14 protein-coding genes are annotated in these 14095 nt (G+C 60.6%); 4 read left to right on the top strand and 10 right to left on the bottom strand.

Annotation, left to right across the window (positions count from 1 at the left end):
- Positions 1-2: 2 nt before the first annotated feature.
- From plsX to RBR25_RS01915, 3 genes are all read right to left on the bottom strand, one after another.
- Positions 3-1073: a phosphate acyltransferase PlsX gene (plsX, locus tag RBR25_RS01925; RefSeq protein ID WP_432817865.1), complete on the bottom strand. Its 1071-nt coding sequence runs from the start codon at positions 1071-1073 to the stop codon at positions 3-5.
- A gap of 24 nt (positions 1074-1097) precedes the next feature.
- A complete protein-coding gene (gene rpmF / locus RBR25_RS01920; protein ID WP_432817840.1) occupies positions 1098-1277 on the bottom strand; it encodes a 50S ribosomal protein L32 in 180 nt (59 codons plus the stop codon).
- Positions 1278-1371: 94 nt separating this feature from the next.
- A complete protein-coding gene (locus RBR25_RS01915; protein ID WP_432817839.1) occupies positions 1372-1920 on the bottom strand; it encodes a YceD family protein in 549 nt (182 codons plus the stop codon).
- A gap of 241 nt (positions 1921-2161) precedes the next feature.
- On the opposite strand from RBR25_RS01915, the gene mazG reads away from it, so the two are divergent.
- Together mazG and RBR25_RS01905 are read left to right on the top strand one after the other, a co-directional pair.
- Positions 2162-2923 carry a nucleoside triphosphate pyrophosphohydrolase gene (mazG, locus tag RBR25_RS01910; RefSeq protein WP_432817838.1) on the top strand — a complete coding sequence of 254 codons (762 nt, stop codon included), beginning with the start codon at positions 2162-2164 and terminating at the stop codon, positions 2921-2923.
- Between the two features lie 215 nt (positions 2924-3138).
- Positions 3139-3531 (top strand): FxsA family protein, encoded by a 393-nt coding sequence (locus RBR25_RS01905; RefSeq protein ID WP_432817837.1) that lies wholly within the window; start codon positions 3139-3141, stop codon positions 3529-3531.
- Positions 3532-3577: 46 nt separating this feature from the next.
- Here the strand turns inward: RBR25_RS01905 and RBR25_RS01900 are convergent, their stop codons facing one another.
- From RBR25_RS01900 to RBR25_RS01875, 6 genes are all read right to left on the bottom strand, one after another.
- Positions 3578-5209: a PilT/PilU family type 4a pilus ATPase gene (locus tag RBR25_RS01900; protein ID WP_432817836.1), complete on the bottom strand. Its 1632-nt coding sequence runs from the start codon at positions 5207-5209 to the stop codon at positions 3578-3580.
- Between the two features lie 78 nt (positions 5210-5287).
- Positions 5288-6055: a VWA domain-containing protein gene (locus tag RBR25_RS01895; RefSeq protein WP_432817835.1), complete on the bottom strand. Its 768-nt coding sequence runs from the start codon at positions 6053-6055 to the stop codon at positions 5288-5290.
- Between the two features lie 50 nt (positions 6056-6105).
- A complete protein-coding gene (locus RBR25_RS01890) occupies positions 6106-7284 on the bottom strand; it encodes an ATP-binding protein (protein WP_432817834.1) in 1179 nt (392 codons plus the stop codon).
- Positions 7285-7368: 84 nt separating this feature from the next.
- On the bottom strand, positions 7369-8841 hold the full coding sequence (locus RBR25_RS01885; protein ID WP_432817833.1) for a deoxyribodipyrimidine photolyase: 1473 nt from the start codon (positions 8839-8841) through the stop codon (positions 7369-7371).
- A gap of 82 nt (positions 8842-8923) precedes the next feature.
- Complete coding sequence (locus RBR25_RS01880; protein ID WP_432817832.1) at positions 8924-10279, bottom strand: ATP-binding protein; 1356 nt, start codon at positions 10277-10279, stop codon at positions 8924-8926.
- On the bottom strand, positions 10272-10991 hold the full coding sequence (locus RBR25_RS01875; RefSeq protein ID WP_432817831.1) for a response regulator transcription factor: 720 nt from the start codon (positions 10989-10991) through the stop codon (positions 10272-10274). Before RBR25_RS01875 ends, RBR25_RS01880 begins: the two co-directional genes overlap by 8 nt.
- A gap of 193 nt (positions 10992-11184) precedes the next feature.
- Between RBR25_RS01875 and RBR25_RS01870 the strand changes: the two genes are divergently transcribed.
- Entirely contained in the window at positions 11185-11466 is a 282-nt protein-coding gene (locus tag RBR25_RS01870) for a hypothetical protein (RefSeq protein WP_432817830.1), read from the top strand.
- Positions 11467-11481: 15 nt separating this feature from the next.
- On the opposite strand, the gene tnpC is transcribed toward RBR25_RS01870, so the two are convergent.
- Positions 11482-12948: an IS66 family transposase gene (gene tnpC, locus RBR25_RS01865; protein ID WP_432817829.1), complete on the bottom strand. Its 1467-nt coding sequence runs from the start codon at positions 12946-12948 to the stop codon at positions 11482-11484.
- A gap of 411 nt (positions 12949-13359) precedes the next feature.
- Between tnpC and RBR25_RS01860 the strand changes: the two genes are divergently transcribed.
- Positions 13360-14079, top strand: coding sequence for a winged helix-turn-helix domain-containing protein (locus RBR25_RS01860; protein ID WP_432817828.1), 720 nt, complete (start codon positions 13360-13362; stop codon positions 14077-14079).
- The last annotated feature ends 16 nt before the right edge of the window (positions 14080-14095 follow it).

The raw sequence follows: 14095 nt of genomic DNA, 5'->3' as shown, positions 1-14095 counted from the left end.
GCTCAGATCCCGGCCGCTTCGACGACGGGCCCGGAACCCTCTTCCTGTCGCTCAAGCAGTTCAGTGAGCGACTTCTCATCGAAGAGACTCTTGCTCAACTGGACAACAAGGGCATTGTTGATGGCCTTGGCCACCGATTCCCGCGCCTGGAAAATGGCATTGCTGAGCGCCTTGACGTTGGAGCCGCCATGACAGATCACCCCGGTTCCTTGGATGCCGAGTAGGGGAGCGCCGCCGTATTCGGCATAATCGACCTTTTTCTTGAACGCTTGGAAGGCCGGACGAGCCAAGAGATAACCCAATTTAGCGAAGAACCGGTTGGAAATCTCCTGTTTGAGCATGGAGCCGATAGCCTCGGCCAACCCCTCGGAGAGTTTGAGAACAACGTTACCCACAAAACCGTCACAAACGACTACGTCGACGGAGCCGTTGAAAACATCGCGACCCTCTACATAACCGACATAACCGGAACGACTGCCCTTGAGCAGTCCGTGCGCGCCGCGAGTCAGATCGTTCCCCTTGCACTCTTCCTCACCGTTCGAGAGCAGCCCGACACGGGGAGCCGTCTTGCCCAAGACATGACGGGCGTAAACCTCCCCCATCAGCGCGAACTGGGCCAGATGCTGGGGCTTGCAATCGACATTGCCGCCAACATCGAGAACCAGGGTGTTGTCCTTGCGATTGGGCATGATCGTCGCGATCGCGGGGCGGTCGATCCCCTTGATCCGGCCGAGGACAAACATGCCGGCCGCCATGGTTGCACCGGAGTTGCCGGCGCTGACCACCGCCTGGGCCTCACCGCCCTTCACCAGATTGAAGGCGACGCGGATCGACGAATCTTTCTTCCGGCGCACCGCATCGGAAGCCGAATCGTGCATGCCGACAACTTCGCTGGCATGACGCACGGTGATGGGCAAATCGGCGGTCTGGTGTTTTTTCAGTTCGGACGCGATACGCGCCGAATCCCCAACCAGAAGGATGGAAATACCCCAGCGTCGGGCGGCCATGACCGCCGCTTCGACCTCGACCACGGGAGCATTGTCGCCGCCCATAGCATCCACCGCTACGACGATTTTCTCACTCAAGGAGAGAATTCCTTAGTCTTGAGTGCTGACGACTTCTTTGCCCTTATACGTGCCGCAAGCGGCACAGACCCGGTGGGGCTGCTTGGGCTCCTGGCACTGGGGACAGATGGAGATGCCGGGGGCGGTCAGAAAATCATGGGCGCGGCGCATGTCGCGCTTGGATTTGGAAGTCTTTTTCTTGGGTACAGCCATGATTCGTTACTCCTTGTAGGCCGGATCAGTCCGGCGGTCGTTCACCATCGCCTTCCCGTCCTTACGGTTAAGGCGCGCCCCATCAGGGCGGCGGTCATTTATTGATCTTGAAATCCTTGAGCGCGGCGAATTTCAGGTTGAAATCCGTCGGTGCGCAACGACAGGTCTCTTCGTTGAGGTCGGCACCACACTGGGGGCACAAACCCCGGCATCCGGGAGTGCAAAGAGGATGAAAAGGAATCGCCAGGACGACCTGTTCCTGCACCGCCTCGCGCAAGTCGATCTCGTCCCCCTGCAGAAGAATCAGGCCCATCTCCTCGGCGCTGATCTCCCGCCCCTCCTCGTCGTCTTCCACATCGATCTCGGGAAGTTCGCGGGCATAGGACAACTCGAAGGGGATGTCCAGGGTCAGAAGGGTCGGCTTGAGGCAGCGGGAACAGGGAACTTGGATTCGGGTCGAAATTCGACCGGAAACCTCAAAAAGCCCCCCCGCCGGCTGAATGCGCAAGGCAACCTGCAGAGGCTCGGGAAAGCGACATTCACGGCGCTCCTGAAGCTCGGCAAGCACCGGGAAATTCTCGGCCGGCTCGACAAATTCCAGAGCCAGTCCTACATCCCTGATGTCATGAACGGAAAGACGCATACCACCCCCAACCACTCAGAAAGGAGTTATGTATAGGAACTTCCCCCGCTTTGTCAAGGGAAAACCTGGGTCACCCCATCCCCTTCCGAAGGCCGCCCCTTGTATCCCAATCAGGCGGTTTTTGCAAGAGATTAATTGCCCCGCGCTCCGCTCTTATTGAAATCCTGCCGCGCATGGGTTAGGGTCTTCTCCTGACGTGTTTCGTTTACCTTCTTTCTTAAATACAAAGCGACCGACACCTATGTCTACCCCTTCCGCCGACCCCGCCGCGACCGAACTTTCTCGACTGTTGAGCATCATGGAACGCCTGCGCGCCCCCGGGGGGTGCCCCTGGGACGCTGAACAGACGCCCGAAAGCCTGAAACCGTACATTATTGAAGAAGCCTACGAGGTCATAGAGGCGATCGACCGGGGAAACGTCGCCGAACTGCGGGAAGAACTGGGAGATCTCCTGCTGCAGGTCGTTTTCCAGTCAAGGATCCATGAAGAGCGGGGGATTTTCGCGATGGTCGACGTGATTCGCGCCATCGCCGACAAACTGGTGCGTCGTCATCCGCACGTTTTTGCCGGCATGCCCACCGGCGACGCGACCATGCTCGCTAGTCAGTGGGAAGCCATCAAGCGGGCGGAAAAGCCGGAGAATCCCGGTGAACACCCCTTGGAGCATCTTCCCCGCCAACTTCCCGCACTGCAAAAGGCCGGCAAACTTGCCAAGAAGACCGGTTTCAACGAAGCGGCGGGAGGATGTGCCGGATTTCTGGAACAGGCCGAAGGGGATATGCAGGCTCTGGGCCGTTCCCTCGCCCGGGATGATCGCGCCTTCGCCCGTAAACACTTGGGAAGTCTGCTTTTTACGCTGGCCGGATTGGCGGCCGCCATCGACGACGACGCCGAAGACATCTTGCGTGATCACAATCGCCTCGTTTTGTCGCGCCACATCGAAAAATTAGAAAATCGAAATTTCCCCGAATTGCCCGAGACACAAAAAAACAAAAAGCCCTGAACTCTCAAGGGCGTGGCGGGCTTTTCCACATTTTTTGTGGAAAAGCTGTTGAAAACCATGTGGACAGATAGCCAGAGATCACGCCAGACAAGCTCTTGACCTCCATGCCTATTTTTTAGTCAAACAAAATATAAAATAATTTCGAATAGTTATAAAATTAATACAAAATTTCAGCATGCCAACGTAAAATCACACACCATTTTCGAGGTTTTCGCATGTTTATCCGCCTGTTGCTGCTGTTTACCTTCATTCCGGTTCTGGAACTAATCATTCTCATCAAAGTCGGAGCCTGGATCGGTGTCGCGCCGACCATCGCCCTGATCCTCCTCACCGGCCTCGCCGGTGCTTATCTGGCCCGCACCCAGGGCCTCGAACTCGCCTTCCGTATACAGCGGGAGCTGAATCAAGGGAGACTCCCCACCGAGGAACTCCTTGACGGCGCCATGATTCTGGTCGGCGGCATCCTGCTCTTGACTCCCGGGTTCTGTACCGACCTGTCCGGCTTCATCCTTCTGGTGCCGGTCACCCGACAGATCTGCAAAAAAAGCGTACGCCTATGGATGAAGCGTTATATCGACCAGGGGCGCATGACGATCCACCGTTATTGACATAAAGTTTCATATCCCCCTCTCAACCGGGAATACGCGGACATTGCTATTGCCGAGGCGTCCTATCCTTCCCTCCCCGGACGGGCCCCCGTCGGTCTGGGCAGCCCCCCCCGCGTTGTACCAATTCGTTGAAAAAGAGGGGTTCCTGACAGTATTGCATGGGCGACTCCAGGGTGACTTTGTGCTCCCGCACCAGCTGCGCCAGGCTCACATCAAGCGACCAGAATTCGTCCATGTTCTGCTGCATCAGTCTGCGGATCTGGTTTTCCTTGCGATCCCTGATGAGATTTCTGGTACGTGGGGTGTTCTCCAGTTTTTCGAAAGCCAATACTCGCCCTTTGCCGTCCTTGCTCACTACCAGTCGCTGATTGAGGATACAGACAAAGTTGTCCGCCAGTTGGGCACGCACCTGATGCTGCTGCTCCGGCGGGAAGATGTCGATGATGTGGTTGACCGCCATCACCGCGTTGTTGGCGTGCATGCAGCTGATCACCAAATGGCCGCTGTCGGCCGCCTGCAGGGCGATGGAGAAGCTTTCCAGGTCGCGCATCTCGCCGATAACGATGACATCCGGCGCCTCGCGGAAGATGCGGCGCAGTCCCGCATGAAAGGATTCGATATCGACCCCCACCTCGCGCTGGTTGACGTTGCTCGATTTGTGGGTGTGTAGATACTCGATGGGATCCTCGATGGTGATGATATTCTTCTTCTGCCGGGTGTTGATGATGTCGATCAACGCCGCCAAGGTCGTGGTCTTACCGTGGCCGGTGGGCCCGGTGATGAGGATGAGGCCCTGGGTTTTCAAGGCGAAATTTTCAAAGGACGGAGGCAGCCCGAGGCCGGCGAGACTCGGAATCTCCTCGACGATATGACGGATCGCCAGGGAAATGCTCTTGCGCTGGCGGTAGGCACTGACCCGGAAGCGCCCCCACTCGGGAAGTGAATAGGCGAAGTCCGCCTCCTGGGTTTGCAGAAACTGGTCCCACTGAAAATCGGTCATCATCCCCCGGGCGTAATCATGTACCGTCTGCGGCGTCAGCACCGGCAAAGGAAGGCGCACCAGTTCGTTGTTAAGCTTGAGGCTCGGCACCGCGCCGGCCACCAACAGCAGATCGGAAGCGCGGTTGACCACCAGCTTGCCGAAGAGGTCGCGCACATCGGGAAGCACCGTCTCCTTGGGTTTGGAGACGCAGGCCCGGGCGATATCAGCTCCGCTAATCACTTGCCCCGAACGGCTCTCGATCAACCCGAGGGCGGCGATCATCTGGAAGGCAGGGACCACCAGTGGCCGGATCGACTGACCGAGAATGAATTGCAGTTCGCCCAGGGTCTGGATATCCCCCGGATTGACCATGGCCATGGCGATCTTGCGATCCTTGGCCGCCACCGGAATAACCTGATGCTTTTTCATCGTTTCCAGGGGCAACAAGGCAAGTAGGGCGGGCTGAAGATCGATCCGCTCCAGATCGAGTCCCTCCACGCCACATTGCATGACCAGGGCCTTGACCAGATCGTCGACACTCAGATACCCCAGCTCGACCAGTGTCGAACCGAGCTTGTGCCCTTCGAACCCCTGCTGACGCCGGGCATTCTCCAGCTGTTCCGGGGTCACAAAATGATTTACCAGCAGCAGTTCTCCCAGACGCAGGGTGCGCCGACTCTTGTTCTCTTGGGTCATGACCACCTCCTTACCGGTGCGACCGGCGCTCAATGCGAAAGGCCGGGGAGCACTTCCCCTCCCCACCTTTTTCCTCTTTCAAGTCTGCGGCAAACCTTTTTCACGCAGCAGTTCCAGCACCTGGCTCGACCGTGGCCGCTCCAGATGGCGAACTTCACCGCCAAAAGCCCGGGCCAACCGGGCCATCTCCTGATGCCGCCCGTCCGGCGGACAACTGTCGATAACCAGGGCGGGAATCCCCTCGCTACTCATGCGCGCGGCGATATCGAGCACTTCCTCGATGACCTTGCGCCCCGGCTCCAGGGGGACATTCGCTTCGCCGTCGGAAATCACCACCAGCAGCGGCCGCGCCCCGGGGAAGCGGGCGCGCTCCCGGCGAATCAGCCGCCAGGCGCTCCACAGTCCGTCGGCCAAGGGCGTGGCGCCGCCGATCGGCAGCCGCCGCAGCCGTTCCCGCGCCAGGGCGATGCTGCGAGTCGGCGGCAGAAGAATCTCGGCCCCTTCCCCCCGGAAAGCCACCAGCGCCACCCGGCAACGCTCGATATAGGCCGCGCGTAAAAGGACCAGTACCGCCCCCTTGGCCGCCGCCATGCGTGCCACCGCCCCCTCCCCCATCGATTCGGAAGCATCGACAAGAAAAACGATCAGGGGATAGCGCCAACGTCGACGGATCTTCTTGTGCAGATCGGCGGCCAGAACCCGTCCCAGGCTCCCGCTCCGTCGCGCCGCCGCCCGCAGACTCGCCTCCAGCGCTACTTCGAAACCCCGTTCGCCGGAACACGTCGGCCGCACCGCCGTGACCGGACCAGCGGACTCCTGCCCCCGCCGCCGCAGGCGCGGCGGCAACCGCCGGGGACTGAGTTCAAGATCGCCCAGATCGATCCGGTCATCAGCCTCTATGAAGGTTTCCGGACTTTTTTTTTGAGGAAGGCGAAGAGAATGCTCCCCGCCGCCATCGATCCGGGAACTTCCATGGAATCGGTCATTTCGTCCAGAACTTCAGGGACTTCGGCCTCCACCTCGGCCGGACCGGGGGGCTCTTCACCGGCGATCAGGCGGCCGATCACCCCAGCCAGACGCTCGTCGAGATTGGCGTCGCTATCGAGGGGCGAACGGGCCATGCGGTGCGGCAGCGCCAGCCGCGCCGCCTCGGCGATCTCCGTCGCCGTCACCGTCGTCTTTTCGAGAAGAGCGGCCAACGCCCGCGCCCCCTTGATGATGGCCAGATCGGCGCGGTGCCCCTGGGCGCCAACCTCGATGGCCAGGCGCACAGCCAGATCGACCATCGCCTCAGGGACGGCGACAAAAGACAACCCTGCCCGGGCTTGAACAACCTGGTCGGCAAGCAGGCGCTCCTCCGCTTCCCAGCGCCGGTGAAAAGCGGCGGCATCGGCCTCGAACGCGAGCCGTCGGGCGACGATCTCACGGCGAGCGGCTACATCCTCCAGTCCCTGGGCGCTGACGCAGAGGCCGAAACGGTCGAGGAACTGGGGGCGTAGCTCTCCCTCTTCGGGATTCATCGTCCCGACCAGCATAAAGCGCGCGGGGTGCTGATAGCGCAGGCCTTCCCGCTCGACCAGATTGATCCCCGAGGCGGCGGCATCAAGAAGCAGATCAACCAGATGGTCGGCGAGAAGATTGACTTCATCAACATAGAGAATGCCCCGGTTGGCGGCGGCCAAAAGACCCGGCTCGAAACGGCGCTCGCCGGTCTTGAGCACCTGCTCCAGATGCAAGGATCCGACCACCCGGTCTTCGGTCGCCGACAGGGGTAGATCGACCACCGGCATCGGTCGGCGCAAGCGCGGCAAGGTCTCCCCCCGGGCCAGACGTTCGGCGCATTCGGCGTGAGGCGTGGCGGCATCGTCCGGATCGCAATGGCAGGGGCAACCGTCGACCACTTCGATCTCCGGCAGCAGCGCCGCCAAGGCGCGGGCCGCCGTCGACTTGCCGGTCCCCTTCTGACCGCGAATCAGCACCCCGCCGATGCCCGGATCGACAGCATTGATGAGCAGCGCGGTCTTCATGGCATCTTGGCCGAGAATCGCAGAAAAGGGATAAAAGATCACGGGCATGGGGAATTCCTTTAAAAAATCTGGAGAGTTGCAAACAGTTTTACTAAAAATAACAGAGCCCGGGCTGGCAAAGCAAGAATCTCGTCAATCTCCGTCACCGTAGCGGGCCAGATAGCCCTTGACGGAAAACTTCCGAGCGGTGTTCTCCGAACTCATGTAGCGCACCGTGCCAAAAATCGGCCGCTCCGGTCCCCAAGGGCGGTCATAGAGCCCCAGGCACCAGCCGATGCCGCTTAGGGAATTGGGATCGCGCCCGTCCAAAGCGTAGCGGTCGTTGAGTTCCCGCAAGATCGCCAGTGCCGCCTCGGGACTCGCGCTCCATTCGAGAATCTTTTTGCCCCAGAGCATGCGCAGATAGTTGTGCATCCGCCCCTCCCGCCGCAACTGGCGCTGAGCCGCGTTCCACAGGGGGTCATGGCTGCGCGCTTCGGCGAAATCCGCCAGATCGTAGCGATAGGGACGAAAATCGTCGCGGTGCTTCGCCAAGGTCAGGCGTGACCAGTCCGGCAGGGCCTGCCAGAGGTCGTTCAGTTCACCCAAGGCGCACCCGTTGAAACCGAGTTCACGCCAGGTCACCAGTTGATCGACAAAGGCCTCAGCCGCCGCACTCAACCCCCACCAACCGCTGCGCTTGCCCCGGCTCTCCGGCGAAAGACGGCCGGGAGACCAGCCTTCGCGGGCAAAAAGTGCCGTCAGTATTTCGTGACTGCCGATCTGTCCAAAGTGCAGATAGGGGGAGAGACCGCTGGTGAATTCCCCTTCCGGCTCGCTCCGATGCTCGCCATAAAAAGGTAGACGCGCTTCAAGAAAGTCTTCTAGGATTTCCCGGGTCGCCGCGAACCCGCCCCGAATCGGCGCCGGCGGAATCTCATGGTCGATGGGCAGACGGGCCAGGGCCGCCGGATCACCGGCCAACAGCGCCTCGTCGGCGCGGGGCCAACGGCCCGTGATGCCCTCCGGCAAGGATTTCAGCGGAGGAAGATTCACCCCTGCCAGCGGATCGGCCTCGGGAAACTCCAGCAGATGGCCGGGCAGGGTCTTTTGCAGAAAGCGGCGAAAAGCATAAGCGGTGGGAAAGGCGCGATCGGCGGAGCGCAGGGGGAGGATACCGTTGGCATCGACCGCCTCCAGCAAAACCGGGACGCGGCCGGCGGCAGTCGCGACCATGCGCGGCAGAAAAAAGGCTGGATAATCGTCGGAAACGATCAGACAGGAGCGCGCGGCCAAAGCTTCGAGCAGCCCCCGTCCCGCTCGCGGAGCTGCTTCAACATAGGGATAGTAAAGCACTGAATAATCGGCGAAATGTCGGACATGGTCGGCCATGCCGTCGAGCACGAACCGATGCAGGCGATCGCTGGCGAAGGGATAATCGCAGCGCAGCGCCTCGAGTATGAGCAGCGGCTTGCGCAATGCCAGCGCCCGCTCCACCGCCCGCTGCAGGGCGAAATTATGAACAGGGCGACGAAAGGCGGTCATCCAATGGAGCACGAAAGCGCCGTCGGGATTGATCGGGGCGGCGTTGAGCGGGCGCAACCGCTGGGGGGAGATCTTGTTCATAGCGAATCGCGATTTCCTTTCCAATACCGGAGTTGGTGCCGCCACCGCGGCACGACCTACCCCGGCAGCAGGATGTCGACAATCAGTCCGCCGTCTGGAGCGTTGGCGGCGACGACCGTCCCCCGTGCCGCCGAACGGCGCGTTCGACGATGGCCAGGCCGATGCCGCTGCCGCCACTCTGGCGGTCGCGAGCCACGGCGGTACGATAAAAGGGCTGAAAAATTTTTTCCAGTTCCTCTTCGGCGACGCCTAGGCCGTGATCGCGAACCCGAATACCGACCCTCCCCGTTGCCGCGTCTTGGGTCAGCGCCACCTCGACGGCGCTCCCCTCCCCGGTGTAATGCACGCCGTTGCGAATCACGTTTTCGATCCCCCGCCGCAGCAACTCCCGCGAGCCCTGCACGGCGATGCGATCCGTTCGCCGAAAAACCACCGCGCGCTGGCGATCGCGCGCCTCAAAATCGGCATCGGCGACGATTTCCGACACCAGCGCCGAGAGATCCACCTCTTCCCGGGGAATTTGCCGGGTGCCGGTTTCCAGCAGGTTCAAATCGAGCAGTTGGCCGATCATCTCGTTCATGAGCTCCGCTTCCCGCCCGATCCGGTCGAGGGCGGCGGCGGATTCGCTTCCAACCCGCCGCCGCGCCAGTTCCAGGGCGATGTTGAGACGCGTCAGCGGGGAGCGCAGTTCGTGGGAGATGTCCCGTTGCAAGCGTTGCTGCGAATCGACCAGATCGGCGATGCGTTCGGCCATCCGATCGAAATCCCGCGCCAATTCGCTCAATTCGTCCTTGCCGCCGATCCCTTTGCCGACCCGCGTGGTAAAATCCCCGGCGGCGAACTTCCGCGTAGCTTCGCGCAATTTCCGGATGGGCGCGGTCAGCGAACGGGTCAGCCAGAAACAGATGCCGCCGCCGATCACCAGAAAGATCGCCAGTTGGCCGACCATAAAACCGGGCGGGGGGCCGTGTTCCGGCCGGGACGATCCGGGCAGTTCCGGTTTTTTCAAGAGCACGACGAACACGCCCAGTGTCCCATCGGGCAGGGTCAAGGGCCGGCCAAAGCCAAGAAACTCCGGACTGGTCAGCGCCTGGATCGCGCGGTCGGCGAAGATCCGCCCGGCGAATTCGACGGCCGCCGCCGGAACGGGTGCATCGCCCAGGGTACGGTCCTTCCCGGTGAAGACCATCGGTAGGGGAGAGCCGGCATCGAGAGTCGCCAAATGGGCGCGCCAGGCGTCGACGCCACCGGCCCGGAGAATGTTCAGCGCGTCCTCGGCATAGCCGTCGAGGCCGCGTGCGGCGAACTGGAGATTGCGATCCAGATGGGCCTGGGACTGGGGCGGTCGGGACAGATAGGCGACCAGGGCCATGAGGCCCCCAGCTAGGGTCACGGTGAGCCAGAAGCCGAGAAAGATCCGGACGAAAAGACTACGCATCGTGGTTGATCCCTGGTTTCGCATAGATGTAGCCGACCCCGCGCACGGTCTTGATCCGTTCGTGGGGACCGAGGCGATGGCCCAGTTTTTTCCGTAGACTACTAATGTGCACGTCGATGCTGCGGTCGTAGGGGGACAGCCGCCGGCCCAACACCTTGCGCACCAGATCTTCCCGCAGGATGACCTTGCCTGCGGAACGCAGCAGCACTTCGAGAAGGGAAAATTCGACGGAAGTCAGGTCGACGGCAACGCCGTCGCGCCATACCGCGCGGGCACTGACATCCAGTTCGAGATCGCCGACCGTCAACCGCGCCTCAATCGCCCCGGTCCCCTCGACTCTCTCGCCAGGCGCTTCGACCCGGCGCTGGATGGCGCGGATGCGGGCCACCAGTTCCCGTGGGTTGAAGGGTTTGGGCAGATAGTCGTCGGCGCCCATCTCCAGGCCGACGATACGATCAACGTCGTCCCCCCGCGCGGTCAGCATGAGCACCGGCACCCGGGATTTTTCCCGAAGCTGGCGCAACACATCGAAACCGCTCATCCCTGGCAACATCACATCCAGCACCACCAGAGCGAATCCGCCGCCGACGGCACGCGCAAGACCCGTCGGCGAATCGTGGATCGTCTCGACGGCGAAGCCCTCGGGGGTCAGATAGTCGGTCAGCAGTTCGCACAGTTCAATGTCGTCGTCGATCACCAGAATACGGTTCATCCAAAACTCCCCGTGGGTTGGCCTGTGATCATTCTAGTACAATCCTCTCCGGGTCACGGTAAAGAAATGTAAAACCCGTGGCGGGCGAACTTTACAAAACTTTACCCGGAAGACACAGCTCTTAACATCGTCTTAACGGCACGGGGCGTATGCTGAATCGCAACAACGACACCAAACCCAAGGAGAGTTGACGATGAAAAGACAGCTTCTGGTGGTCGCGGCCATGCTCTGCATGGTGGCCGTCGGATGTTTTCAGGCCTCGGCCGTTCCCGCGCCACCCATGGGGCCCCCGGAGGTTCCCGGCGGCGAAGAACCGGGCAGAGGTCCGGAACGGGATGTGGCTTTGCTGATCGTGGCCCTCGATCCGAGCGATGCCCAGCGGGAAGAGTTCCTGAATCCCGCGCAACAAGCCAAGGCCGAACAAATCCTCCGGCTGACGGCCCCCCCTCCCCACGGACCGGGAAAACCCTTTTGAGAAAAACGTTTGTAACTATTCACCCGCCAGCGACAGGCCATCGGATTTTGGTCGCACGTCACCATCCGGCGGCATGAAATCCGGCTGCTTGCCTTCGAACAGTAGACGCAAGGCTTCGGCGGCCGTGATGCCGTTTTTGCGGCAGGTCGACAGGTAACCACGAACTCGGCAGAAGATCTTGGCCCCTTCCCAAGAGCGGAAGCATCCGGAGATTTTCTGCTGAACCTTGGTCATCCTAAGGTCGTTTTCCGCTTGGTTGTTGGAGAAGGGGACGTGGGCTTCGACCATGAATCGCAACACATCCTCTTCGTAATCCCGCAAGCGCTCCAGCAGGTTGCGGGACTTGGATCGGGCCAGACGGCCCCGTTGCCCCTCTTTTCGTTGGTCTTCGTCGGGCGGGGGGCATTCCCGTTCGGCCTCGGCCAGCAGCGCTCGGTAGCGGCTGCGGTAATGATCGGCGGTCGGAGGATCGAGACAGCCCCCGGCGTCTAGGGTGGCTTTGTTGATTTCCTTGAGTAACAACGCCATCGGTTGTGCCCACGACTGCTGGTCCTGTTCGAAGGCCCGCTCCAACTCACGGAGGTGGTGAGCGTTACACAACGCATGCCGGGCGCCATAGCGATAATAGGGCTTCCAGTGATCGTGACACAGGGTGCCTTGGTATCCAGGTAGAATTCCGATCTCCTCGATGGCTTCGCCGCCGCGTTTGGCATGCGGAGCGAAATAGGTCAGGCGGTCGCTGGAGACGGTGTGCAGCCAGCGGCGTTGACCGCCGACATTGATCCCCGTTTCATCGACATGCAGAAGGGGAGAGGCAGCCAGCTGACTTTTGACCCAATGATCGAAGACCTCGAGGCGCTCATACGCTTCCTGGTTGAAGTTGTAGAGGGATCCGAGGCTGACCGGCACCCCCATCTGTTCCAGTAGATGGTCGCCAATCCGCTGATAAGGAACCAACTGATACTGAGACATGTAGACGGCATGAACCTTGACTCCGTTGCCGTACTGAACGGAGCGGGTCACCCCCTCGGGAAAGGGGGCGACAAAGCGTTTCCCCTGGTGATCCTTGAGAATCTCGGCACGATACTCGGTGACGACGCGAGAGATCTCCAGATCGAAGACCTGGCGGGTTTCGTAGCCGACATGCTGGTACCGCCCCGGAGGGAGGGTTTTGCGGTCGAGAGGAAGAACCTTGATCTCGTCCGGCTCCGCCACCGGGCAGAGCGTTTTACCAATGCGTCCGGGTTGTCCTCCCGGCTTGCGCCCGCTCGGGGTTTTCGGTGACTTCTTGCGGTTCGGGTCGGTCGAAGGCGGCTTGCTGCTGTTCTTGCTGTTAAGCCCGAGGCGGTTCAGCAAGAGGGTAACCAAAAGCAGCAGAACCTCCAAGCTGGACCGAAGGGCCGGCGACAGATCCGGTTCCTGGGTCAGTTGCGCCTTGACCTGCTTGATGGTGGCGTCGACATCAATGTTTTCAATCGTCATTCTTGCGTCACCCGCGTATGAGATGACGCATTGTAACACGGGTTTTCAGGACGGAATTTTTGTCCCTGTAGCGCATTCTGCCTTCATGAAATTTTTGGGCCGGACCGGGGGATAGCTTATCTCTCCATCATCCCCCAGGGAGGAGCGCGGTTCTCCTGAGAGGTCTTTGCGCACCCCTCGAACAAATCATGTAGAGTTTACAAAAATGACATAAAGACCGTGTCAAGAACTTTTTTCAAATTCCGTGCTGAATAGTTACCCAACGTTTTTACCTTTTGTTACACGTTCGCAACCGATTGTCGATAAACCGCATGGGGGCGGACCGCGGACAAAGGGGATGCGGCGGTTTCCGACAAGTCGTCGAAAAGAATGACGCAACGACAAAGGCACAGGAGGGAGAACAATGGTCGCATGACGGAAAAAACGCTATCGGAAAAATCGATTTTGCTGCTGACGGAAGACGCTGAGTCGATCGCTTCGCTCACGGCCTGCCTGCGTGAAGACGGCTTCGCCATCGCCTGCTCGTCGTTAAGAGAGTTTCGCGCCGAGGCCCTTGGCGACGAAAACTGGGTGATGCTGCTGCTGGATGTCCGGGTTCCGCCGCTGGATGGCATCACCCTCTGTCACGAGACGCGCTCCCGGTTCCGGGGACCGATCATGTTGTTGGCCACCTGCGAGGACGAGATGTTTCAGATTCTCGGCCTGGAACTGGGCGCCGACGATTTCCTCTGCAAACCGGTGAATCCCCCCCTGTTCCTGGCGCGGGTGCGTGCCCTGCTGCGCCGGAAGAAGCTGACCGAAGGAGGCAACGGCCGCGCCATCGTTCAGGGCGCCCTAGCCATCGACGCCGGCCGCCGGGAGGTGAAACTCGAAGGGAAAACGGTCTGCTTCACTTCCCGGGAATTCGATCTCCTCCACTATCTCGCCGGCCATGCCGGCAAGATAGTCAGCCGCGACGCCATTCACAGGTTTCTCTACAACGCCGAATACAACGGTTACGACCGCTCCATCGATATTTACGTTTCGCGCATCCGCCAAAAACTCGGCGACGATCCCTTCGAACCTCGTTACCTCAAGACCGTGCGAGGAGCGGGTTATCTCTTCGCCGGTAACAGCGCCTGGCAAGGCTGACCGGCTAGCTCTTTCG

This window comes from Trichloromonas sp., from assembly GCF_034006665.1.
In the GTDB taxonomy this organism is placed as follows: Bacteria; Desulfobacterota; Desulfuromonadia; order Desulfuromonadales; family Trichloromonadaceae; genus Trichloromonas.
Note: the sequence above shows the minus strand (reverse complement) of the source record. Positions and strands in the feature narration are given on the sequence as shown.

Bases quoted from the DNA above. Each gene is read 5' to 3' on its own strand.
- rpmF (WP_432817840.1), bottom strand. From the start codon at position 1,277: ATGGCTGTACCCAAGAAAAAGACTTCCAAATCCAAGCGCGACATGCGC.
- RBR25_RS01915 (WP_432817839.1), bottom strand. From the start codon at position 1,920: ATGCGTCTTTCCGTTCATGACATCAGGGATGTAGGACTGGCTCTGGAA.
- mazG (WP_432817838.1), top strand. From the start codon at position 2,162: ATGTCTACCCCTTCCGCCGACCCCGCCGCGACCGAACTTTCTCGACTG.
- RBR25_RS01905 (WP_432817837.1), top strand. From the start codon at position 3,139: ATGTTTATCCGCCTGTTGCTGCTGTTTACCTTCATTCCGGTTCTGGAA.
- RBR25_RS01900 (WP_432817836.1), bottom strand. From the start codon at position 5,209: ATGACCCAAGAGAACAAGAGTCGGCGCACCCTGCGTCTGGGAGAACTG.
- RBR25_RS01890 (WP_432817834.1), bottom strand. From the start codon at position 7,284: ATGCCCGTGATCTTTTATCCCTTTTCTGCGATTCTCGGCCAAGATGCC.
- RBR25_RS01885 (WP_432817833.1), bottom strand. From the start codon at position 8,841: ATGAACAAGATCTCCCCCCAGCGGTTGCGCCCGCTCAACGCCGCCCCG.
- RBR25_RS01880 (WP_432817832.1), bottom strand. From the start codon at position 10,279: ATGCGTAGTCTTTTCGTCCGGATCTTTCTCGGCTTCTGGCTCACCGTG.
- RBR25_RS01875 (WP_432817831.1), bottom strand. From the start codon at position 10,991: ATGAACCGTATTCTGGTGATCGACGACGACATTGAACTGTGCGAACTG.
- RBR25_RS01870 (WP_432817830.1), top strand. From the start codon at position 11,185: ATGAAAAGACAGCTTCTGGTGGTCGCGGCCATGCTCTGCATGGTGGCC.
- tnpC (WP_432817829.1), bottom strand. From the start codon at position 12,948: ATGACGATTGAAAACATTGATGTCGACGCCACCATCAAGCAGGTCAAG.
- RBR25_RS01860 (WP_432817828.1), top strand. From the start codon at position 13,360: ATGACGGAAAAAACGCTATCGGAAAAATCGATTTTGCTGCTGACGGAA.